General features: G+C 55.1%; 33 protein-coding genes. 9 read left to right on the top strand and 24 right to left on the bottom strand.

Going from position 1 to position 20,969, the window contains the following annotated elements; genetic code table 11:
* Positions 1 to 88 precede the first annotated feature (88 nt).
* From AC07V9_RS06395 to AC07V9_RS06375, 5 genes are all read right to left on the bottom strand, one after another.
* Positions 89 to 631 (bottom strand): hypothetical protein, encoded by a 543-nt coding sequence (locus tag AC07V9_RS06395; RefSeq protein ID WP_495014879.1) that lies wholly within the window; start codon positions 629 to 631, stop codon positions 89 to 91.
* A 424-nt stretch (positions 632 to 1,055) separates the two neighbouring features.
* Complete coding sequence (locus AC07V9_RS06390) at positions 1,056 to 1,379, bottom strand: hypothetical protein (protein WP_495014878.1); 324 nt, start codon at positions 1,377 to 1,379, stop codon at positions 1,056 to 1,058.
* Positions 1,380 to 1,406: 27 nt separating this feature from the next.
* Positions 1,407 to 1,715, bottom strand: coding sequence for a DUF5983 family protein (locus AC07V9_RS06385; protein WP_495015106.1), 309 nt, complete (start codon positions 1,713 to 1,715; stop codon positions 1,407 to 1,409).
* Positions 1,716 to 1,879: 164 nt separating this feature from the next.
* Positions 1,880 to 2,281: a hypothetical protein gene (locus AC07V9_RS06380; protein WP_495014877.1), complete on the bottom strand. Its 402-nt coding sequence runs from the start codon at positions 2,279 to 2,281 to the stop codon at positions 1,880 to 1,882.
* 54 nt (positions 2,282 to 2,335) lie between these two features.
* A complete protein-coding gene (locus AC07V9_RS06375) occupies positions 2,336 to 2,926 on the bottom strand; it encodes a hypothetical protein (RefSeq protein WP_495014876.1) in 591 nt (196 codons plus the stop codon).
* Positions 2,927 to 3,113: 187 nt separating this feature from the next.
* Here AC07V9_RS06375 and AC07V9_RS06370 point away from each other — a divergent pair, with 187 nt between their 5' ends.
* A complete protein-coding gene (locus tag AC07V9_RS06370) occupies positions 3,114 to 3,797 on the top strand; it encodes a GNAT family N-acetyltransferase (protein WP_495014875.1) in 684 nt (227 codons plus the stop codon).
* A gap of 61 nt (positions 3,798 to 3,858) precedes the next feature.
* Here AC07V9_RS06370 and AC07V9_RS06365 read toward each other — a convergent pair whose 3' ends face one another.
* Both AC07V9_RS06365 and AC07V9_RS06360 read right to left on the bottom strand, forming a co-directional pair.
* A complete protein-coding gene (locus AC07V9_RS06365) occupies positions 3,859 to 4,716 on the bottom strand; it encodes a BrxR family helix-turn-helix transcriptional regulator (RefSeq protein WP_495014874.1) in 858 nt (285 codons plus the stop codon).
* A gap of 717 nt (positions 4,717 to 5,433) precedes the next feature.
* Entirely contained in the window at positions 5,434 to 5,859 is a 426-nt protein-coding gene (locus tag AC07V9_RS06360) for a hypothetical protein (protein WP_495014873.1), read from the bottom strand.
* A 192-nt stretch (positions 5,860 to 6,051) separates the two neighbouring features.
* Here AC07V9_RS06360 and AC07V9_RS06355 point away from each other — a divergent pair, with 192 nt between their 5' ends.
* The 4 genes from AC07V9_RS06355 (at position 6,052) to AC07V9_RS06340 (ending at position 8,793) form a co-directional block, all read left to right on the top strand.
* On the top strand, positions 6,052 to 6,390 hold the full coding sequence (locus AC07V9_RS06355) for a hypothetical protein (RefSeq protein WP_495014872.1): 339 nt from the start codon (positions 6,052 to 6,054) through the stop codon (positions 6,388 to 6,390).
* A gap of 441 nt (positions 6,391 to 6,831) precedes the next feature.
* On the top strand, positions 6,832 to 7,275 hold the full coding sequence (locus tag AC07V9_RS06350) for a hypothetical protein (protein ID WP_495014871.1): 444 nt from the start codon (positions 6,832 to 6,834) through the stop codon (positions 7,273 to 7,275).
* 80 nt (positions 7,276 to 7,355) lie between these two features.
* Positions 7,356 to 7,874 (top strand): hypothetical protein, encoded by a 519-nt coding sequence (locus AC07V9_RS06345; protein ID WP_495014870.1) that lies wholly within the window; start codon positions 7,356 to 7,358, stop codon positions 7,872 to 7,874.
* 52 nt (positions 7,875 to 7,926) lie between these two features.
* Positions 7,927 to 8,793, top strand: coding sequence for an ankyrin repeat domain-containing protein (locus AC07V9_RS06340; RefSeq protein WP_495014869.1), 867 nt, complete (start codon positions 7,927 to 7,929; stop codon positions 8,791 to 8,793).
* 390 nt (positions 8,794 to 9,183) lie between these two features.
* Here the strand turns inward: AC07V9_RS06340 and AC07V9_RS06335 are convergent, their stop codons facing one another.
* From AC07V9_RS06335 to AC07V9_RS06315, 5 genes are all read right to left on the bottom strand, one after another.
* Positions 9,184 to 9,654 carry a hypothetical protein gene (locus AC07V9_RS06335; RefSeq protein ID WP_495014868.1) on the bottom strand — a complete coding sequence of 157 codons (471 nt, stop codon included), beginning with the start codon at positions 9,652 to 9,654 and terminating at the stop codon, positions 9,184 to 9,186.
* A gap of 87 nt (positions 9,655 to 9,741) precedes the next feature.
* The gene (locus tag AC07V9_RS06330) at positions 9,742 to 10,101 is read right to left on the bottom strand and encodes a DUF6283 family protein (RefSeq protein WP_495014867.1); all 360 of its coding nucleotides are present in this window, start codon (positions 10,099 to 10,101) and stop codon (positions 9,742 to 9,744) included.
* A gap of 105 nt (positions 10,102 to 10,206) precedes the next feature.
* Positions 10,207 to 10,482 carry a hypothetical protein gene (locus AC07V9_RS06325; protein WP_495014866.1) on the bottom strand — a complete coding sequence of 92 codons (276 nt, stop codon included), beginning with the start codon at positions 10,480 to 10,482 and terminating at the stop codon, positions 10,207 to 10,209.
* A gap of 55 nt (positions 10,483 to 10,537) precedes the next feature.
* The gene (locus AC07V9_RS06320; RefSeq protein ID WP_495014865.1) at positions 10,538 to 11,527 is read right to left on the bottom strand and encodes a ParB/RepB/Spo0J family partition protein; all 990 of its coding nucleotides are present in this window, start codon (positions 11,525 to 11,527) and stop codon (positions 10,538 to 10,540) included.
* Positions 11,528 to 11,852: 325 nt separating this feature from the next.
* A complete protein-coding gene (locus AC07V9_RS06315; RefSeq protein ID WP_495014864.1) occupies positions 11,853 to 12,137 on the bottom strand; it encodes a hypothetical protein in 285 nt (94 codons plus the stop codon).
* 151 nt (positions 12,138 to 12,288) lie between these two features.
* Here AC07V9_RS06315 and AC07V9_RS06310 point away from each other — a divergent pair, with 151 nt between their 5' ends.
* Both AC07V9_RS06310 and AC07V9_RS06305 read left to right on the top strand, forming a co-directional pair.
* Complete coding sequence (locus tag AC07V9_RS06310; protein WP_495014863.1) at positions 12,289 to 12,699, top strand: hypothetical protein; 411 nt, start codon at positions 12,289 to 12,291, stop codon at positions 12,697 to 12,699.
* A 134-nt stretch (positions 12,700 to 12,833) separates the two neighbouring features.
* Positions 12,834 to 13,202 carry a hypothetical protein gene (locus AC07V9_RS06305; protein ID WP_495014862.1) on the top strand — a complete coding sequence of 123 codons (369 nt, stop codon included), beginning with the start codon at positions 12,834 to 12,836 and terminating at the stop codon, positions 13,200 to 13,202.
* 93 nt (positions 13,203 to 13,295) lie between these two features.
* Here AC07V9_RS06305 and AC07V9_RS06300 read toward each other — a convergent pair whose 3' ends face one another.
* Positions 13,296 to 13,940: an SOS response-associated peptidase gene (locus tag AC07V9_RS06300; protein ID WP_495014861.1), complete on the bottom strand. Its 645-nt coding sequence runs from the start codon at positions 13,938 to 13,940 to the stop codon at positions 13,296 to 13,298.
* A gap of 225 nt (positions 13,941 to 14,165) precedes the next feature.
* Here AC07V9_RS06300 and AC07V9_RS06295 point away from each other — a divergent pair, with 225 nt between their 5' ends.
* Positions 14,166 to 14,570, top strand: coding sequence for a hypothetical protein (locus AC07V9_RS06295; RefSeq protein WP_495014860.1), 405 nt, complete (start codon positions 14,166 to 14,168; stop codon positions 14,568 to 14,570).
* Between the two features lie 77 nt (positions 14,571 to 14,647).
* Here AC07V9_RS06295 and AC07V9_RS06290 read toward each other — a convergent pair whose 3' ends face one another.
* Positions 14,648 to 14,827 (bottom strand): hypothetical protein, encoded by a 180-nt coding sequence (locus AC07V9_RS06290; RefSeq protein ID WP_495014859.1) that lies wholly within the window; start codon positions 14,825 to 14,827, stop codon positions 14,648 to 14,650.
* A gap of 428 nt (positions 14,828 to 15,255) precedes the next feature.
* Positions 15,256 to 15,606, bottom strand: coding sequence for a hypothetical protein (locus tag AC07V9_RS06285; RefSeq protein ID WP_495014858.1), 351 nt, complete (start codon positions 15,604 to 15,606; stop codon positions 15,256 to 15,258).
* Positions 15,607 to 15,839: 233 nt separating this feature from the next.
* On the opposite strand from AC07V9_RS06285, the gene AC07V9_RS06280 reads away from it, so the two are divergent.
* Positions 15,840 to 16,058 (top strand): hypothetical protein, encoded by a 219-nt coding sequence (locus AC07V9_RS06280; RefSeq protein WP_495014857.1) that lies wholly within the window; start codon positions 15,840 to 15,842, stop codon positions 16,056 to 16,058.
* A gap of 38 nt (positions 16,059 to 16,096) precedes the next feature.
* Here the strand turns inward: AC07V9_RS06280 and AC07V9_RS06275 are convergent, their stop codons facing one another.
* The 9 genes from AC07V9_RS06275 to AC07V9_RS06235 all read right to left on the bottom strand — a co-directional run bounded on the left by AC07V9_RS06275 (position 16,097) and on the right by AC07V9_RS06235 (position 20,958).
* A complete protein-coding gene (locus tag AC07V9_RS06275) occupies positions 16,097 to 16,570 on the bottom strand; it encodes a hypothetical protein (RefSeq protein WP_495014856.1) in 474 nt (157 codons plus the stop codon).
* Between the two features lie 72 nt (positions 16,571 to 16,642).
* Positions 16,643 to 16,954 (bottom strand): hypothetical protein, encoded by a 312-nt coding sequence (locus tag AC07V9_RS06270; RefSeq protein WP_495014855.1) that lies wholly within the window; start codon positions 16,952 to 16,954, stop codon positions 16,643 to 16,645.
* Entirely contained in the window at positions 16,951 to 17,730 is a 780-nt protein-coding gene (locus tag AC07V9_RS06265; protein WP_495014854.1) for a hypothetical protein, read from the bottom strand. Before AC07V9_RS06265 ends, AC07V9_RS06270 begins: the two co-directional genes overlap by 4 nt.
* A 168-nt stretch (positions 17,731 to 17,898) precedes the next feature.
* Complete coding sequence (locus AC07V9_RS06260) at positions 17,899 to 18,225, bottom strand: hypothetical protein (protein WP_495014853.1); 327 nt, start codon at positions 18,223 to 18,225, stop codon at positions 17,899 to 17,901.
* 10 nt (positions 18,226 to 18,235) lie between these two features.
* Entirely contained in the window at positions 18,236 to 18,559 is a 324-nt protein-coding gene (locus AC07V9_RS06255) for a hypothetical protein (protein ID WP_495014852.1), read from the bottom strand.
* A gap of 108 nt (positions 18,560 to 18,667) precedes the next feature.
* A complete protein-coding gene (locus AC07V9_RS06250; RefSeq protein ID WP_495014851.1) occupies positions 18,668 to 19,366 on the bottom strand; it encodes a hypothetical protein in 699 nt (232 codons plus the stop codon).
* Positions 19,367 to 19,703: 337 nt separating this feature from the next.
* Complete coding sequence (locus AC07V9_RS06245; protein ID WP_495014850.1) at positions 19,704 to 19,964, bottom strand: hypothetical protein; 261 nt, start codon at positions 19,962 to 19,964, stop codon at positions 19,704 to 19,706.
* A 97-nt stretch (positions 19,965 to 20,061) separates the two neighbouring features.
* A complete protein-coding gene (locus AC07V9_RS06240) occupies positions 20,062 to 20,487 on the bottom strand; it encodes a hypothetical protein (protein ID WP_495014849.1) in 426 nt (141 codons plus the stop codon).
* A gap of 99 nt (positions 20,488 to 20,586) precedes the next feature.
* Entirely contained in the window at positions 20,587 to 20,958 is a 372-nt protein-coding gene (locus AC07V9_RS06235; protein ID WP_495014848.1) for a hypothetical protein, read from the bottom strand.
* Positions 20,959 to 20,969 lie beyond the last annotated feature (11 nt).

Genomic DNA, 20,969 nt, shown 5'->3' with positions numbered 1-20,969 from the left:
GGGCAAGGCTTTCTGAACAGGGGCATCGCAAGACTACAGCTGAAAATCAGCGTGTCATCTCGAAATGCCTATTCCGATTTCGGAGCGATCAGATTTGGAAAGAGGAGACCGGTGGGAACCCAGGTGGCTCGTAGACATATTCTTGAGGGTCGACCGGTATCAGGCCATGCTGTGATGCAATATCCAAGGGAGTCATCGGCGCATCGGCGGCGATCGAGCTTGCTATATCTCTCATGCGTTGCTCGTACTCACCAAAGGGAACCTCCCATTGCAGGGCAATAAAACCAAGGTCTGGATCTAACGGCTCCAGCCAATGCAGTGCAAGCGGGTTTGTGGCAAATACGCAGCCAGGTCTGACCTCAATTGTCTCAACCACATTACCTTGACCCAGCTGGCTGTAATGGTGGGCTCCTTGGACAACTACCGAGATGAACATCATTCCTTCGAAGTCTGGATCGTTATGCGGCCATGCTTCGCGACAAGCTACCCAGATCTTTGCTTCACCGAATGGCGCTGGCAATTCCGTCAGTCCCAGGGACAGGGTGCTAACAATGGGGCCATCAGAAGCCCGCAGAACGAGATCCGGGATGTCAAGATTTGCCAACAACTGGGGATCGAGCTGAATTGCCATGATTTCTAGCCGGGGGAGATAGTAAAAGATCGGGGGCCATATGCTCTCACAGCCTAGACCCCCATGAGGTTAGGCCGCAGCCGCTTCGGCATTCAGCAGCACTGACAGATCGCGTTCTGCCCGGGCTGCCTCGTCGCGGGTATCAAAGCTGTAGTCGCCTGGTGCGTTAAGGGCTGATCCCCGGCGAGGGTCGCACACGATACGCCACTTGCCGTCTGGAAAGTGATTGCTGACGCAACCAACAGCTCGATCTCCGCGTTGCACATTGGTCACGTAGAATCCGCAATCTTTCCAACGCGAGAAGCTTGGCTGCCAGTCGTCAGGCGCTGTTGGTGTGGTTTGATTTGCCGTCATTTTAAGCTTTTACCCGAGTAGTGATTTGATGATCATCGATTCCGTTCTGGTGTGGCGGAACCCTTCTGGCCTAAGAGTTGCTCAGCACCACCACGAAGTGATTCCCGCTGAATGGTCCTGGCCCAAACTTGGCCCTGAGCTTGTCGACGATGTGATCCCAGCCGGGCATCTCGCTGTCGCTACCCTCGCCAGTAAGTGAAGGATCTACGTAGACGACCACATCGACGTAATCATCCTCAGTGAGCGGTTTGCCGTGATCGCGAGTAGCTGTTACCGGCGCTGACTCGATGTAGCGTTGAAAGTCTGCTCGATGGAAGAGAGCAGGCACTGTGAGCTTGATGCCGCGAATATCGCTAGCATCAGAGGTAGCTATGATTTTCTGAATGTTGGTCATTTCATTGAGCCTTTTTGGATTGAGTGCTTACCAGTCGTACGCCGGTAGATCGTCTTGCTCGTCGGCATCACGGTCCAGACGCACCCAGTCCCCTTGCCAGCTGCTTTCACCGTTGGAGCAGTGCAAGGCTTTGCCGGCAAGCCATTCCTTCAGATCGATGAGGCACTTGGGGGCCGCATCTTCACCCTCGGCTTTGGAGAGCGTTTGAGTGCAGATGAAGAAACCGCGCTCCCAGGCAGCACAAGTAATCCACGGGTTGTTATTTCCTTCGGCAGTGAGTCGCTCTGCGACCTCTTTCGTAAGGTGAGCGGTGCTGATTGTGGGCAGTTGATGCATTTCCACTGGTAAAGCCTCATGTGTTCTTGATGAGGCTCATTTTCTTGCTAGTCATGGCGTGCCAGAAGCACTACACAGTGCGTCAATGTGCGGATTTGAGCCGTAAGGCTCTGGATGCTGCCAGGGCGGCTTTAGATAGGATTGTTCCATCATTCGGGCGCGGATTAGCCGACAGCGCTAGCTTTGGCTGGCTCAAGCTTCAGGGAGGCCTTGGTCAGTTCTTCGAGGTAGAAAGCATGCAACTCGTCGAATTCAGACTCGTAGCACTCTTCCCGGGTGTCGGCTTCGAAGCTGAGCTTCAGCTGAACCGTCGGGTGAATCTTGGCTCTCGCTCGGTAGATATCAGATGAGAACTCGCCCATGGAATCGAAATAGCGGCCGTTCACCTTAACCACGGAGTGTGCCCATGACACAAAGCTCCGATTCACAACGGTGATCATTTTGCACGGGACTACACCTGAAAGCAGGTCATAGAGCGCTGCGGCAAATACTGAGCAAGTGTCCACCTGGGCATCCTTCCGAGCCCGGCCGAGTTTCGCTGTTTTGATTACCGCTTCAATGTCCAATTCAAAACCTCAGTCGCGTCAGCAATTCAATTTAAACGTGTTTCGGTACGAGCATTAGGCTGACTCAACCTCAGTAACCGGCAGTGCATTGCACTGACTTGCGATTGCGCCGTAGGCCAACAGCATATCCACCATCAGACCATGCCCGCCCATATTCATGTACATGTCGGCCCAGATCTGAATCTGTTCCGCCGGATGGCGAACAAGCGCTCGGTTGTCTAGGGGAGGGTAGTGGTGCCGCAATTTTCGCAGTTTTGATGTGGCCTCATCGAGTCTACGCAGAACAGGGCCATCCAGAGGGTCTTCAAAGGGCACTTGGGCGCGTGAGAGGTTTGCAACACGATGTCGAGCGTCCTGTAGCAGTGCGAGATGCTCAGAGTGTGCCTGTAGCGCGTCAATGCCGCCCTCGAATCGTCCCGCTTGATAGGCCGCGGCCGTTTCGAACGTCCGAGCGTATTCCAATTCCGAACGTAGGCGTTTGATTTCGGATGCGGCGACGGCCAAGTCGTCAGACATTTTGGGTAGGTTCCAGCCATGCTCGTAGAAAGCATGAAGCGTACTCCCGGCCGGATACGGGTTGCTATGGACTGAACCGGCTGCACGGGTGTTTTGTGCCTGGCTGATGATGTCGTCGTAGTGCTTCATTGGTTCTGCTCGGGTTGGAATGGATGGTCAAGATCTACCCCATCCTAGATGTAATCGCCCGTGCCACAACCTCTTTACTTGATGAACCACTCAATGCGTGGGAGGCGAGAGGGCGGTGGTTATACTGAGTCTTTCACAGAGCTAAATGGCGCTCTCTGACTCCCCCAATTGCCAGCTAAGGATGCCAATGCTGATCACGCTGTATGACAAAACTCCTCCAGCCGACTCAATCACCAGGCAGATTCTAGTGATGGTCGAAGACTATCTGACCGACCTGCACATGCTCGCCATCCCGCCGAGCAATCACTATTACGAGTTGTACAAATGGGCTCTTCCGTGTGAGGTGCACGCTTACATCGATCGGATCGGCAAGGACGCGACTGCTCCCGTAGAGCTTTTAGTCGCATTCTCAGGGGCTTCTGAATCTGAAGTGACCGGATTTCTCCTCTACCTTCCTGTGCCTTCACATCCAGGCGCGTGTGGCGTGACTTACATGGCTGTGCAGAAATCTCACCGAGGGACTGGCATCGGGAAAGAGATGCTAAAACAAGCCGTTGGACGATATCCGCACGTTGAACTGACTTGCCCAGTTGCCAAAGTGGGCTTCTACGAAAGGGCGGGCTTTCGGGTCATCGATACCCATAATACCCAAGTGGTGATGAACACCCGTGAGGCCAGCACTCCCGGACTGATGGGTATAGTGGATGTTGCGCCAATTTATGAGTCACCCCAGGCGCAGCGGATTCGCGATCAGCAGTTGCAACGCTGGGGGCGCAAAGAAATACTCAATGCAGAGAAGCAGCTTCAACGCCACGTGGACCAGTTGACGCGGCAGGCTCAAGCCTTTGTGCGGTCCAAGCTGGGCTCGTAGAGCACCTGACCTTACTGGGGTCGCGGCCTAAAGGCGCTGCGCCATCGGGGGACGCTGCGGATCATTCGCAGGTAACGATTTGGTGATGCAGTACCAGAACCTCTTGGGTACCGGGAGGTAATGAGGTATCACAAATCGCTGATCTCAAATGCTGCTTGAGGTAGTCAAGCAGCGCCAGGCTCGTCCTGATCGTGGCCTCCCCGCCGGACATCTCGTAATCGTGCTCGACCAGAACTTTGTGGGCCGAGTCTAGGATTGGGTTCACTCCAATCACGACGTCAATTTGCGTGGCCCATTCGTTGTCGACGGGTACGGCGAGCGGCGGCGGCAGCTGGGAAGTGATGCTTTGGAATCGGCTCAGCACGAAATCTCGGTACTGCATAGTCCTGAAGCAGTAAGCTCGTATACGCCACTGACGCCCATCATGTAGGAACGAAGATGGTGAAATGATCTGAGTTCCAGGGCAATCGAGATCACTTGATGACAAAACATCGCACGTCACTGCTTCGCCTTCCCGTAGCGCCTTGATCAGTGCGATCACCACGGCAGGCGCGGCCGGTCTCATTACGACTGCCGCGCTCCCAATAGGAGGGTTCCAGCCTGCCCAGAGGAACGCTGAGGATCTGGCCTGAAGGTCCGTCAGATACTGCTCCGCGGTTTGCGTCCCGAATAACGGGTGGAACGTAGTGGCAGCTACGTAAGACTTCAGCCTGGGGTCGTAAGTCAGATTCTGTGGACCCATGTCCGCGTACAGTGATAAGTCCAAGGATGCCTGCGGCACCGAAATTCCAAAGTAAGAAGTCAGATCCGCTCGATTCAGTCGACCTTCCCAAAACAAACGGTAGTCGATGAATTCCAGGCGCTTTTGTTGTGCCCACTTTATGGATCGGTCAGCTTCATTTCCAACTTTGGTATTCAATTTATTGCCCGGTAGTGATGTAAGCCTGTGGCAGGCGGTACCCCGCCGACGCTCGCGAGATGGGTGAGCCTACTATAGAGCCTCAGCGCACTGTCGAATTGCTTCGTGCCGCGCTAATTCCTCAGCCGCCCTCGCTGCATCGTCGAGAGCGGGGTACAGCTGATCACTATAGGCCGATGCCGATTTCTCACCGTTTGACCATCCGGCGAAATAACCCGAATGCGCAGGCCCGATCAAAACAATGCCCCAGACCTGATCCTCATCGTCTTGCTCTGGGGTTGAGTAGTAGGGGCCAGAGGCCGCAATACCCTCAACTTCGTTGGACCACAAATGCTCCATTTGCGGGGCGTCGTGGCCGCAGAGCACGAAGGGGACAGTGGTGGGGGTAGACATATGGAAGCTCCGTTCATGATTGATGGCAGAAGTGTGACGCCGATCTATCAGTGCCACCACCCACTGGTGCGCCAGTATCTGAGTCAGGTCCAAAGGTCGGGCCGAAGTCTAAGGTCTACAAGTTCTCCAATTGTCAGTTCCCCATCGAGGTAACGAACAATTGCGGTGGCTGGCTCTGCAGTTAATCCAACGCCACTGAGTTCCTCACGCACTTTTAGCTGCTGAAATGCTTGTGCCCTTGCTCGGCGTTCAGGATCGGAGCCTCTCAGTGCCTGGACGACTGACTCCATCCCAACGGAGTATTCCCCCGGCATACAGCTGGGCTCATTCATCAAAGGAACTATTCACCTTAAAGTCGTCCCAGATCAGAAATTTTACGGCGGTCTCAGAAAGCTTATGCCAGGCGAAAGCGAGCAGAAAGCCGCTGGCCACGTGCAAAAACTCTACTGACGGAATACCAGTTGCTGAAGCGTGACCTGCCAACGTGAGGTATAGAGTCCCTACAGCTGCGCCTAAAAGCAGGCCTGGGAGCCTACTGGAGTTGTTGTATTTCTGACGCATCATCCTCATGCAGCTTGCTGCCACCAGTGAGGGTGCAAGTAGGAAGCACATGAATAGGTACACGGCAGCTTGCCCGTCGAAGATGTAGGCGGTGGCGAACGTGGAGCAGACGAGCAGAACCGAGTATGCGAAAAAGGCTGCGAATGGCCGGGGTTGACCAGTTGAGTTTTGGATGTCTTCGCGTTGCATGGGAATACCGTGATAGTGATCAGGCGACTCCTGAATCGACTTCCGCATTTTAACGCATCGTCGAGGAATTCGAATTCAGAGCTATCACACCAAATTCCGCATGATGGGTGGTGGCACGGTTCTGGATGCCGGAAAATGGCCACCATAGAAGCGAGGCCGAGATCGGCCGCGCAAGACAATCAGAGGTAAAGCATGGCGGGAGAAGCGCGCAAGAAACTGACTAAGGCACAGCAATTTGTTGCCGACATGACCAAGCACCGTGGCTTGGAATTCGTTCGCCTCGGCATGCAGGTCGAGGTCGACGGAGAAATCGGTACCATTGTGAAAATGAACGACAGCGCTAATCTGGACGTTCGCTTCGCCAACCAGCTCACGTATGGAAAGCATACTCATAATTGTCATCCGACCTGGAGGGTGAAGTATTTCGATGAGACGGGAAAATGTATTGCCCACTTCGACGGCGACAACAAGTGCGTGTTCCGTCCTGAACGGCCGTCGGACGCCGCTCAGGGTAAATCTCATGCAGCCTGAAACGGTGATCAAAACCCCGGTCACCCATCCAGAACATGACACGATAGGTCATACATTCAAGGCGTGGGATGGGCACATCTACTGGTGTGACTCTTGGGAGTCAAATCTGGGCTTCTGGATGACCCGCATTGACGCGCCAGCCGATCGCCGTGCGGACTCTCATTCGGAGTATCGTCGTAACGTTTCAGAGCGAACTTGGCCGCACCTACCATCAGCAATACAGCCAGCCGTGGCGGGCTTCACTGGAACAAACCAGCCAATGAAACGCATACCGTTTACCGGGGTTGCTTGCTCACGGCGTCGAATTGTATGTCCAGTTCTTCGCCAGCGCGCCTAACCTAAACACGAACTGGCTGAATCCAACTTTCTCACTCCGCAAAGAATGAGAGCGTGGCGCCGACCTCTACAATGCATCCTCCAAACCCAGGCTCGGATTCGAAAATGGATTCACACCCTCAAGCGCCAGCGGATCTCCTGCGAATCGCTACTCACACCCGAGAGTTATTCGAGCACATGTTATTGAGTTCGCTTGGGCATCAAAGAACGCTCGGATCCTGCCTGTATGCGTCGGTCCTGTGCAGTGTCGTGATAAACAAGTTCACCGATGCTGTAGCTACGGTCAGAGGGGGCGATGGTGATACCGACGGCGGCCTGTTTATTGATGTCTTGAGGGAGGGCAAGGGGCACTATTGGGTTGAAGCCCAGGCCGGTGACCTTGCTTTTGTCGTTGACATTACCGCTGACCAATTTGGGCTGGCAAAGGTCATCGTTGCACCCTTGAATGATTTGCCTGCGAGGTACGTTCCTGGAAATCAGGACGCTGTCGATAGTGCAGCTGCAGACCTACGTCGTGAGATCGAGGCTGAAGAGGGAAACGCCGGCTGAAGAGCCCGGGGTGTTGGCACGTCGTTAGCGCCGTTAAGCTGGTTTCCTTACTGATGACCAATCCAAGAATGGAGAGAATTTTGAAGAAGTCAGAAATCGCAGTCGGCCGGTTCTACACCGATAACAAAGGCGGTCTTCGCGAAGTCATCGCTGAAGGCCCGCAGTTCAAGCTCTACGAAGAAGTCACCGATCAAGACTGCCTTCGGTATAAAGCTCACGCCTGGAAAGGTCCGCTCTCCGCGAGCGCCGAAAATGGTGAGTCGAACAATACTCGCGTCTCCTTCGCTGCATGGGCAAAGAGTGAGGTGCCAGCAAGCGAAGTGGCGGCCTGGCTGTTGAACAACCGCGCAGAATTGATCGCGCGTAAGCTCACCGAGCCTCAACGCAAGTTCCTTTCAAGCTTTGACGACGATCTGGACCTGACAAGCCGCATCTCAGCGCACAGGGACGAGTTCCGGCTTGCGAAGGCCTGCTTCGACAAAGGGCTGATTGCCGAGATGCCAGATCGGCTGGTTGCACGAGACAATGATTTCGAGTTGGTTTTTACCGAGCTCGGGCTTGCCGTCTTGGCAAAAGTCCTTTCTGATCCTCAGGCCTGAGATAAACCGGTGCAGGCCACACGGGTCTGTTCAATCCCTAAGGATGGAAACTATGCGAAGTAAATGGGCAGTTCTCCCCATGGCGATGTTGGCATGTGGTGTCGCCGTAGCCGCCGACCAGGTCAACTGCCAGCAGGTCGGTCAGAAGATCGTTGTAACGGCGACTGACAACGGCACCACCTACGCGGTGAATGGCAGCGCCCGTGAGATTGCAGCTTCCAAGGGCTGGCAAGATGGAAAAGAGCACTTCGAGCCGGGCGAGTTGATGTCCATGTTGCAGCGTGGCGTGTCATCTTGCTCAGCGAATGGATCAGCTTCAGTCGAACCGCCCAAGACTGCAGCTAGAGCTGAGTCGCCAGCAAGCCAGGCTCATGCGCCTGCCCAGGTCGCGGGGAGCCTGTCCAAAACTCAAATGACCGCTGAGGGGTTCGTAAGGGCTGCAAGCTCTGGGGATCTCGACACGATAAAGCAGTATGTGGCATCCGGTTTCAACGTGAACACGCTGGGCGGCGGAGTTCCGAGCTTAGGAATCAAGGGTAGCCCGGCGATTCAGTCAGCTGCGGCCGCCAAGAAGTGCGAGGTCGTTGATTATCTCCTCAGCGTTGGTGCGCAGGCGGATCGGAAGGACGTGAAGTATGGCTTTACTCCGATCGGCAGCGCTGCTCAGGCCGGAGCAGCTGATTGCGTGCGATCTCTGATAGCAAAAGGGGCGCGGGTAGACGTACCAGATGAGCAGGGTGGTGACACGCCCCTCATCAAAGCCGCATATGGAGGTTACCTGGAGGTCACGAAACTGCTCGTGGAAGGTGGTGCGAGTCTGAAGGTCAAGAATAAGGACGGTGACACCCCATACCGTGCAGCTCTGACCATGGGAAACAACCAGGTCGCTCAGTATCTAAAGTCCAAAGGCGGAAATTAACCGGGTACAGCCGGCGGCAGCAAAATAATTGGAGGAACTATGACCAACCCAACCCTGATACCTTTCTTGTCTCTCATCGAGAAAGCGCTCTCAAGCCGAAGAACGTCGAAAGATGCTATGCGCTGGGATTCAGAGCACAAAGCGCCGCGGTACGTTGTGGCATTGTGCGAGGAGCTGTGGAGGATGTTGCAGCTTGCGGGCGCGGCTACCACGCTCGGTGAGGTCGTACGGCTGGAGCGAACCTGCACTGGCGCGGATTACGTCGCCAAGCTGGCTTTGAGATGCCAGCGCTTGAGTCTGACTGCAGCAGCATAACGATGACGGCGACTCCTGCTCTGAGCTGGTGGTCGCCGTCGTTATGGAGGTCTTGGGAGCATCAATAGTGTGGAGTTAACTCTCACCTTGGCTGGGCAATTTGCTTTCGTAATCTTCAATCCACTTTTCCAATGCAGTAGCCAAGGACTGAATCCTTTCGCCAGCGCTTAGCGGTTCGAATACGGGGTTTGCTAGCCAGGCTTCGAGCTTATCGCTCAACTCATCAAGCTGCTCCTCGCCGCCCCAGTCACAGTCCTGATACCGCTGACGTGTGATGCAATACCACCAAACCTCATCGTCCGGCCTGGACGCTTCATAGTGCTCGAGGAAAACAGTCTCTAGCTGACCTCGGAGAGAGACCACGCAAATCTCCGCGTGGTCACCTACCCGCGCAGCCAGGCCGGCGGGCTGCTCAGCCAAAAGCTCGCCAATCCGAAAGGCAAGTGACTGCATGCGATTCAGGTGCGCGTTGTACTCGTGAAAGATTTCATCAGGTTGACCTGGACGGAAAACGCCGGTCGTTGTGAGTGACTTGTTGAGTTTCATTGCTGCCTCGGGAGATGTGATCTTGATGGACACAGCTTGAGGGAGGAGTCCTTGTGCCTGAACCCCTTCAGAGCCAGCTCAACAGCTTCATTCGACCGAGGTTTCTCGCAGTTTGGCCAGCACGTCTTGGTAATTGGTATGAAGCTCTGGCCAATCCGCTCTGGGCTTTAATGCTTCAGGTGGGATACGACCACGGCTGACTGCAAAGCGGATTCGTGGATGGGCGTGGCCAACGGTAGCGAGCCAGCCTGCACAAGGAAATTCGTCGTCCTCACGACTTTGGTGGCACGCGAAGACCTTCGCATTGAACTCAGGTCCCATGCCATCTTCATCCGGGCTGCACGCACTTAAACGCTCAGCGCGCGCCAGCTCGAAGTTCGGAATGTCTTGCGCGGTCTGATTGACCCTCCATGGGCAGCTGGCACAGGGTTTTCGCAGGGTTGTCATTGCGCATGAGTCGGACATGGATTTTGGGGCCTGGTGTTCGGATTTGATCAGAGATGAGTATCTCAGATGTGGGGCTAAGCCCCAATCTGAGCGATGGAAAGAGGATTAGCCAGCGGCTGAGGACGGCTCACTGGCATGGCGCGCCAGAATGGCCTTTGCATCTTGAGCGATCTGTTCAACGTTCCGAGTCCGGCGGCAGTGCTCGAACGTCTCTTCGTCCAGCTGTTCGAGCAATTCGAGCGTCGATCCTTCCAGTGGAACGCTGATAGTGATGCGGTCGGAGACCGTGATCATGCCGTCCACATGGTACTCAGGTTCTTCGGATGAAATTACGGGCACTCCCAGTGCCTTAAGTCTTTGAGCCAGCAACGCAGCGTTCATGATTGAGCTCCTAGCCCGCAACTGCCCGGCGGATCCGGGCAGAGAAGTTGGTTGATTAATTGTTCGCGACGCGCGGCAGGCGCTCGCCGTTTGCGGAGCGGTGTGCGTTACGCAGGTTGGCCAACGCTTCGAACAGACCCTGAAGATCGCCGCCCAGTTTCAACTCCAGTGTTACTTCATCAGGAGTTGCGCCCATGAACGGCAGTGCCTTTTCCAGGGCATCTGCGAGGGTGATAAGGGCCGGGACCGAAGCATCCAGATCCTTTCGGCTGTAGAGCGCGGAGGGTGCGGACGTGGACTTGTCAGTGATCTTGTTGCTACCGTTCGCACGAGCTTTGGCCAGCTCGTCTTGCATGTGAACAACCGTGTCACGGCCCGCCTTCGCACACTTGGAGTTCTCGGCTACTGCTTTGGAGATCGAAACGTTCCCAGCAACTACCATCTCCTTGACCTCCGTAGGGACGCGATCAAAGGCCAGCATAGTGCGAACGCGCTTTTCGCTCACACGCACCTGAGTCGCAACCTGAGAGACGCTCAGGCCAAAGTCTTCCTGCAATCGGCGATAACCCTTGGCGGTCTCAATCGGTTTCATCGTCGTTTGGTTGTTGGAGACCAGTTGGCGAGTGAGAACGTTAAGGGGATCACCGTCGACTTCATTGACCCAGATCTGCTTGATCTTTGATCCCTCGGATATCGCAAGCATCAGACCAGCGTAGCGGGTGAGACCGATCACCACACGCAGCTTGCCGTTTTCTGGCACTACACCCAAAGGATCAACATGTGCGCCAGCCTTGTATGAATCCGCAAAGCCACGGATTGCATCTTGATCCAACTCGTCGCGCAGCCCATCGGCCATGTCGCAGACCAGCAGCGCGACAGGGAGGGCGAAGGCGTTATTGCGTTTCGGGGCGAAGTCCAGGCCGAGCTGTTGAGACTTAACCAGCGACTGGGTTACATCGTGGAATTTGCGCAGGGTTGAGCATGCTTCCAGAGCAGTTACAGCTTCAACTGTCATCAGGTTCGAGGCGATAGTGGCGGCGGTCATGTGTGTTGCTCCAGTTAGTTGATGAACACAGTTTCAAGCCACCCGGGGTGTGTCACCACCACCTCAATTACATTCTTTTTGATGTTTCTTGTGGTCAAGATCAGCCTCTGGGAGGTGTTGAGTTGGCTGAAGACTTGCGATGGGTTGAATCCCTATCCTGGGAATCAGGTGGAGCTAATGACCCGGCTGGGCCGACCAGCTCCACCTGAACAGTCAGGCTTTGTATTGACGTTCTGCGGCTGCGGTCGAGCGATTCTGAATAGTGGGTGTGTAGTTAGCTTGGGGTAATGGCGGCGAGTGCGTTACGCCCCCGCCATGCAGGCAATTAGGCCGGGTCGTCCTCACGTACCACGATCCATACCCCGTCCATTATTTCTTCAACCGCGCCGTGAAAGGTGTTGGTCACCTGAACCCACTCGACCTGTGATGGATGGTCGGACAACAGCTTTTCAGCCCAAGCCTTCGCCTGACATAGAGCCCAAAATCCACCTTGGTAGTCACGATATCCACCCTGGGGTTTGCCCTTAAACCCAGCGAACACTGCGAAGTTAGCGCGTGGTTCCCCGGCCGACGGGACAAACGGGGTGATGATGGTCTTTTCTTCTGACATGGGTTGAGCTCCTCGTGGAATTGATGTGTCCCATACTGAGAGTGAACAGCCTGTGTCAGAAGCTTTGTCCTTTGATAAGGCAGCATCACTGAAGTGCTGGCAGCTCATTGGTTTTGCTGGCATGAAATCCAGTCCTGACTGAGGAATCGACATGACGTTTGAAGAGGCAACTGAGGCCGTGCAAGAGGATCCGGACCTCTGTCTGGTTGGCATTCTTTTCGACCTAGACGGGTGCTTGTCCGTTTATTTCATGGATGAAGGGCCGGCTGGGCTGGTCAATATCCATTTCCAAAAGGCCAAAATCTTTGGTGCCCAGATTGGGGAAGGAAACTTCACAGTAGCCTCCGTGCCGGGAAGTGCCCTGTTGCTCGAGTACGTTGACCGTGCGGAGGTCTTCGGACAGTTTGGCCTGACGGAATATGCACTCAATGCATTCTTTCCCGAGTTACCTGACCCTGCTTCCACCGGCCACGCTGAGTTCCTAGATTTGGCCCTAACAGCAGCCTATGGCAGCGATTTCATCACCGTAGGGCCACAACCCGCTGAACAGTCTCTTCATTGACGATACCAACCAGATATCAGTCCCTGTATTTTCGAGAGGGCGTTTTGGCGTGCGAGTCGAGCAGCGAGGCCTTAGCATGGATCTCTGATGCCCTTTGAGGGCTTGGTAACCGTGATGAAGCTGAGGAAGTTCAGATGAGCAACAACGCCGAGAGCCTCTGGGGGCAGGCTATCGCTTCAAGGCGGGTCTGCCTGTACTTGGTACTAGCCACCCTGGTCGCAACGGTCGCAGGAGCCTTCGAGGCTGGCTTTACCCTAAGCGTGATATCAACGCTGCTCTTGATCGTCGTCACTCTCATGCCTTGGCAGTTCAAAATCCACGGGGACACCCCGTTGGAGTTGGCCATCATGTCCGACATATTCAAGCCCATTCTCATTGCCTTGACCGTGGTGGTCGCCTTGAACGCGATCGGGAGTGAGAGTGAGACATGGAATGCTTCATCAGGCGTTTTGCTCGTGAGCTGCGCCCTGCTGCCGCTACGCCGCAAATTGAAGGCGATGTGACCCTAAAAATCCCCAAATTTGGATCCGCTGAATTTGAACACCCTGTTATGGGGTGCACGTCCTGATAAGCGTCGGTAGGATCCGGTCTCGTTATCACATGGGCTTAGGATCTGCCTTGAGCTTGTCCGCAGGGTAAAGCCTCATGAAGTCCATGCTCTGGTCCGCGCTCGCGCGAAGCCAGTCGCCAATGAGCCCGTTGGGCAGTACCACTACGCTGCGTTTTTCATCTGCTGGCTTGTGATAGTTCTTCATGAGCAGATGCTCATCGGCATTGACGGTGAGCATGCTGAAGCTGAGAAGGCGTTCTCCCTGAGGGGTGTGCCATTCATCCCATAAGCCGGCGATCGCCATAACACCATCATCGATTCGGGTGATCCTGGTCGGTACGGCTTTGCCGGTACGCCAGTCGGGCTCATAGATGGCTGCAGCGGGGATGATGCAATGCCGACCTTTCTTCCAGGCATCCCGGAAGGAAGGCTTGGCGCTAACGGTTTCAGTGCGAGCGTTGTATGTATGGCGGCCCAAGTTTCTGTCTTTTGCCCAGAATGGCAGGAGACCGAACTGGCCTGTGAGTGCTTCAAGCTCTGGTTCAGAGTCGTCCGTTGATTCTTCACTGCGAAGACGGATGAATGCTCCAAGGTAGGTTGGCCAAAGGTCGTGCTGATAGGGGGTTGCTGGTGCTACACCGAAGCCGGCCTTGAGGCGCTCTTCGGTTGGTGCCTCGTAATGTGAACACATGGCTTGCCTCCCGTGGGTGAGTCATAGCATAGACCGCGATCGATGGGATCTGTCTCATCACGAGGTATGGGCCATACAGGGATCGGCCAAGTGATTACCGGCTTGAGGAAATAATCCCCGCCGGGTGCATAGAGCGTACTGCTGCCATTCGTCGAAACGGTGTGACCCACCAAGTACTGATACGGTCAAGCAAGTGCAGAACCGATTGTTGTAAGGAGTACATCCATGACTGCACCTCTGAACATCCTTGCCGCCGCTTTGGACAAGGTCCAGCTCGATCCGGCTGGAAGCTTGCTACCGTCCCGCGCTCAGGCAGAGCAAGCTGCCTTGCTCGTGATAGCTCACTCAGAAGGTGCCGCCGAGGAGCCAGAGCAGTACTCAACAAGCGCCTTGCTGCCGTATCTGAAGGAAGTGGAGCGCGCCAAAGATGGTCTACGGCGAGCCCTGGCAGACATGGATGAGGACGTCACGCCATTCGAGCGGTCAGCGCTTCAGGAGAACTTTGAGCGCGCACAAGACGTTTATTATCAGGCGACTGCGAGCGTTGCTGAGCTGGTTAAGCGAATGGTCTTACCCTCATCGATCCGCCAGCAGGAGACTGATGATGTTTGGGAAAGTGGGTACACCTGATGTACGACCTTCAAGTATCAGCACTAATACAAAAAAACCGCGCCATTGAGCGCGGTTTCTCTCAGCACTGATCAGAATCAGTCGTCCGCTATGCCAGCACTATCGCTGTGGTTTCCGATGTGCTCGTTCCCCTCACGAACCAAGTGGCTTTCGAGGTCGTCGGTGTCGAGGTTTCCGACCTCGTCTGGGGTAAAGACCACGATGGCATATCCTTCATCGCGGAGTCGTTGAATCACGTGCTGCTGGGAAGGGGTCATGTAGCTGCTCCGATAGCGGTTTAGGTGGCCCCATAATGAAATGTGGTGGGGTGTGCCCCAACCGGGCACTGGCACCATCTGTAGACCCCTCCTACAGAAGTTTTCGCATGCGGAAACATTTTACGAACGCTGGCGCTGTGACCGGCTATCCCGGGATATGTCTAGTGCACGCCCCGTGCACCCGTCACTGGTTCGGAGAGGGGGCTTCGGTACCCGGATGTAATGCCACTCTGCAAACCGGACAGTCGCTTGCGTTGGGAAGGGAGTCCAAGTTGCTGACGTGATAGATCTCAATTGGTGGGGCGTTGCGAATGAATATCTCGCCTGCACGCAGCCTCTGCAGATCACCGATCATGCCCGCCGGTGTTTCGATTTGTTTGGTCATGACTGTCCCTTGGATAGGCCCGGTTTTGAATCTCAGACTCAGTTCACCCGCGATCCGCGCGTTCCTGGGCTGCAACAATGATGGCGGACTCGTAGAGGTAGGTGGCCAGTCGGGTAAACAGCCAACTGCCAATGCTGCAGATAATCATGGCGCTGAATGGAAGCCATGCCCCGGGCCCGAACCAGCGTGAAAGGATCGAACTGATTTCGAGGGAGTTCAGCCCCCAGGTCACGAAAGCTACCAGAGCACAAATGGAACTGACGCCAGACAGGAGAAAGAAAATCCCTGCGGACAATCGGCCGACATAGCTTGGAATCATTATTTCCTCAGTGTGTTCATATGGAGAGAACAATCCGGGGTGGACTGATTTAGGTGGCGCGACCATTGTGCCCATCGATTTGTCCTGCTGGAAGTCAAAAAGGCTGCACGAAATTATTACCGCAACAAGGAGGCCCAACTGGGACAGACTGAGCCAGGAAATGGAGGCAGGCTTTTGGCTTGGCAAATGCTGGCGGGGCGTTAACCTGCAGGGAAACAGAGTCCGCCAGACATTGGGAGTTTATTGAAATGAGGTTTTGGACTACCGCTGAAGAAAAGCTGCTCAGAGAGCGATACGCTGACACGCCTATGAGTGAACTGATTGCAGCTCTGAACCGGTCTTTTGGTTCGATCGTTGGCAAGGCAAGCGATCTGGGTCTGCAACGGAGCGATGCGTTCAGAGCTGGTGAGCACGGCGGCCGGGTGCGAAAAGGAACAACCCTAGGAGTGAAAACTCAATTTAAGAAAGGAAACGGCGGTCATGCGCTGAAGCTCAAAAAAAAAGCTAGGCAGCCAGTGGGCGACTAAACCTTCCCAGCCCGCCCACAGTGCGTTCAACCAAACAATCAATCGAGCGGCGTCTTCTTAAACACCGTCGGTACTGGTTTTAAACATCGGCTGCAGACGTTTTTCCATTCTTGCAGTGAGATCGTTTTGCCTGCCCACGCATCGTTGCGGTTCTCGAACATCCAAATCGCTAGCGCATCTGCGGTTTCAAATGCGGGGCTGATTGGAGTTCCCTCGGTGGTGAGCTCATACATCATGTAGTGGGTGCGTTCAGCATCGTCCCAGAGCGGCATGAAATGAGCTGGGTCAGGACGGGGCCCCTCGTATTCTTCGAAGCTGAGCCCCCGGTCCTTCTCCTCAACATCCGGATACACCCCTTGCTTCCACGCTTCAGCGTCAGCGTCCCACCGGGCCGCTCGCTCGGAGTAAGTAGCGCCATCAAAGAGTGGATCGTAACGAACAGAGCCGTCTGGGTAGTGTCCGTCCGATGGATGCTCCCAGTTTCCTGGGACCATTCTTACTTCGCGGGTCATGGCAATTCTCCAGTTTGCGATTCGTGGGCATTTTGCATCCATCCCTAGCCCTGGGATGGATATCATAAACGTTCAGGTTCGGGAGGGATTCGACTGCTGACACAACAGGTTGGCCAACATCGCCTCTTCTTCTGTCGTTGACTTAGCGTGCTCCCGACGCCAAGAAATCTTCATCTCGTACAGGGCGATTTTGCCGCTTAGGGTGCTCTGGTAGTAATCGCCGGAATCATCTGATGCGACATTTTCCAGATACCCTTTCTCAACCAATTCCTCGACCAGGCCATCAAGGTCTGTGAAGTTGATGGCTTCCTTCGGGGAGACGTGCAGCCCCTTAGGCTCTGTGGCGATCCAGAGAACTTTCTCAGCGTTGTAGAGCTTCTTCATGCTCGTCCGTTCTCTTTCGGCGTTTGGGCTGCTTGATGCTTGCCAGCCCCGGTGATCTGGGCAACCCCGTTCCCGATGATCTCGAACAGCCCTAACCGGAAACCCTCGGCGACCGCATCGGCGGTGCGCGACGGAACGGGGTATTCGATCATTCCCGAACTTGTGCGGGCGGCATTGGCCAGCGTTTCAGCAAGATTTGGAACAGAGGGAATTTCGTCGTCGATATCGCCCTCGAACTCAATCTCCGACAGCAGCACTCGCCCTACAATGTCCCCTGCATGGTCATGCAGGGTCAAAATATTCTCGCAGAGTTGAATCTGAGTGCCGTCAGGCAGGCCCAACTCCCAGATCCCCGGGGTTCGATGGGTGAACCCATAATGAGAGGGCTCTACGCCGAATCGCCCACACTCCGAAATGGTAGGGTCTTTGATTTCATCACCCTCGAATTCGAAACAGATATCGCCAGCGTTGAAGGATTTCACTGTCTTGCAGTTAACCTCAACCATGTCTGGGATGTTGACAGTGGCGGCGCTGACTTCGGAAGACGCATGGTCAGTCCAGCAGCCCCTCGACTGGTCCCAACGTGCTTCATTCAGCGCGACGGAATTCCCGAGGTCAATCATGCCCCCGGACATCAGGGCAAGTGTGAGTTGGCCACCACGGATCAGCACCACTGCAAACGATGAATAGGACAGAGCTTGCCCCGGATTGGCGTGGAGCGCTGAGGTGTAAGCCTCAGAGATACTTTTGAATGTCAGTGCGCTGGGTGTGAGCATTTCAATATATCCGCGATTAATTAAGGGTCATCTTCATACGCCGGCGGGCGTGGCAGAACCAGAACTGCGGTTTTTTTAGCTGGGTCCGTAAGAGCCGCTACCACCCCGCCGGAATGCTGGCTTATTTCCCAGCGGGGGAGATGAAAGGACACCCGAGACGCGGTTTAGCTAATCCCGGAAAATGGTGTCGTCATCGGAAGGGTGACATTTGATCTGCGACGTCTGGGTGATGGCCGAGTCAACAGCTACGCGCTGCTGGTGACCTGTGTATGACATGCTGAACAGCACCATAAACGCCAACAGCGAGCACCTGGTGATGAGTGCACCTTGGGTGAGATCACTCATCGAAACGCCAAGCGATAGAGCATCTTCAAAGTCAGCACCTGAGGTGATCAGCGACACCAGTGCCCAGCTCACCAGCAGCACTCCTAACAGTGGGAGTACAACCTTGGCACCGTTCCAAAGGTCCAGGACCAGGCGAAACAACGTTTCCATGGCCGTGCCCCTACCAGAATGCGTCCAGGGATACGCCGCGCCCGCTGCTGAGCAATTCCACATTAGCCTTGCCAAAAGCTCTGTAACGATCGATATGGGCTTCGCAGAAGGCTTCCAACTCCTCAGGAGGGAGTGGAGGCGAATAGACGAACGAAACTCCGTCGTGCTCTTCTGTGAACTGCTCAGTTCCGTTCTCGTACATCGTCCGGGGCAGGCCGCCAAGCAATAACTCTACTTCGTCAGCGAACGGGCTGTTTTCAAGGTTCTCGGGGTCGAAATAAATCGTTCCACCGTTCTTCAGAGCGGTTGAGAGGAGTTTGTTTGTAATGGTCATGCGGCTGTTCCCTTACCGGGCGCGGATGCTATTCACGCCCTTCAAAAGCGGATGCTGGATAATCTTGAGAGGGTGGCCGGGCTAATCGCAGTCCGGCCGATCGCGGGATCAAGGAAGAGTTGAGCTGCTACGCACGGTCTTCAATTCTGCGCGTTGAGCTTCGAGAGTTGCGTTGATTTCGTCGGCGTGAGCAAGAACCCATGGGGCTTTGAAGAATTGCAGCCCAGGAATCGCGGAGGGGATAGAAGACCGAAGGTTGGGTTTGATCCCTGCCCGGACCTCTTGATACCACGGCGCAAAGCGTCCTTCGCCGGCAGAAGATTTGTCATCAGAATAGATCGACTGGAAGCCCTCACTGGGAGCGTTCAGCATCTCTCTGCATTCCTTGGATTGGTAGCTATAACAGCCGATCCGAGCATCGCCCTGCCATGCGCCCAAACGAAACGAGCTGCTTGGAAAGGAGGCGACCAACAGGCTAGCTGCGAGTAGAGCTGAGATCAGCGCCATGCCGAAGCGTTGGGTAATCAATATCGAGAAAACGCAGTACAGCGCGAAGATCGAACTGAACACTCGCATCATGAACAGAAAGCCGGCCGGCGAAATCCCCAGCCATGAACTGTTGTCCAGGTCGTACTGGGTCACAGGGATGATGATGTTGAAGCTCAGAATGCAGCTACTGACCAAGCAGGCTAGGAGGTAAAGGGAGATCGCCAGAACCAGCAAGAATGCGATTGCATTGCTGATCTTTGAAGCCGGGGCATCGGGCTGTTGATCGAGATCGAGGGTGGGTTTAGCAGCAGAGTCCATTGGGCGCTCTCAAGAGTTGAATGACTCTGCGAGGCTAACCGTAAACGTTAAGGCTGGCATCCCAAAACAGGGGATCGAAATTCACTGACGCGTAACCGATGCGATTAAGTCGGTATGAGTCAGTAGGCTTTCACCCTGCGTCGGAATAGAAACAGGGCGGACACTGAACAGGCCAGACCAAGGGAAATAGCAGAGCCAGCCCAGGCTGCCTCAGGAAGACCCCACAGTCCGATCTGACAGCTTTCGGCATGCCTGAGGGTATACGCGCCGTGAGCGATAGCCATCAATCCCACTAACGTCGGAAGGGCAACGGATACTGTCTTGAGTGTCCAACCCATCAACTAGGCACCTTTTTCGCAGCATTGAGCCCGTTGGGCCGGCAGTAGCGAAGAATTTCAACCGGATTACGCATGGCGCCATCACTGAGCGGGAGCAGCGCGAGTATCCCAAGCCCCAAGTGGCCCGCATCCATAAGCGCGTAGAAGACGGACATCACCACAACAATCCAGAAGATTGCTGAAATCGCTACTAGGACGCACACGGTGAGGTTGGAGAACGACTGAGCCGTTTCTTGGCGAATTGCTTTGATCAGTGACATGGGGCATGCGCTTTGAGTCGAGGTTGGAGGCCAGTATAACCCAGCGACCGATTGAGGTAACAAACCCGCCCTCTGTGCTCGAGGGCGGGGAAGGGGCTCATTTCGATGGTGCAGGTCCGTTCTTGCCGGGCACGTCGCCCAGAGGCCAGCCGGCCACCTGATCGTAGTCTTCGTCCATCAGACCAATGACTGCCTCTGGCCACGTTTCGGCAGTGGCAGGCGTTTCTCCATCTTCATTGTCACAGATGATCAGGGTGTGGCCGTCAGCTTTGTACAAATGCCATGCCTTACCAGTACCCCCCGTGCCGTCGAGCCGGAACCCGTAGTAGGTTGGCTCGCATGGGGTCACACCGTCAGGAAGGAAGAATGGGTTGCGAATCTCGAACCCTTCATGGATGAATGCCAGCAGGTCTGGCCGGTAGATGGTGGGCATGCCCTCGCTATCGACTTCGGCGTGTTGATCTGCCTGATTAGATACCGCTGTGTCTTGAGGCTGGGCTAGATGGTTTTTGTCGTCGCTCATGATATTGATTCCGCTGAGTGGTGTTGATGAGGGCTATCTTCTTCCTGATCGGGGTGTGCCAGAAGCGGTGGCAGTTACGATGCCCCTGATTGAGGTCTCTCAGGCAGCGCGGTGGTTGAGGTGAATGCTTCGGGCGTAGCTGCCATCGATTGATTTCTCAACACCGGCAACGAAGTTGGCCACAGCGGTGTTGAGTTCCCCATCGGACATCTCTGCAGACACGCGCAACATATCGGCGCTGAGGATGTTCCTGCCTTCACTTTGGTAGTTGCCAACCATCATCAGCGTCGACGACCAGGGTTCCAACGACAAACTGGCAGTTTTCTCTCCGACGGCTGTTTCGTACTCCTTGCGAGCGATGAGGCAGCAAGTCTCCATGTCGCGCGCTGTGCCTAGCGTCCAGCCGGCGTTGGCCAGAGCTTCAGCTATGCGGGCTTTGGTGGTGATGTAATCGGCGGTGAAGGTAGTCATTGGCATTCCTG

The organism is Pseudomonas sp. GW821-FHT02A11, from assembly GCF_059421985.1.
This window is presented reverse-complemented; position numbering and strand designations above follow the sequence as displayed.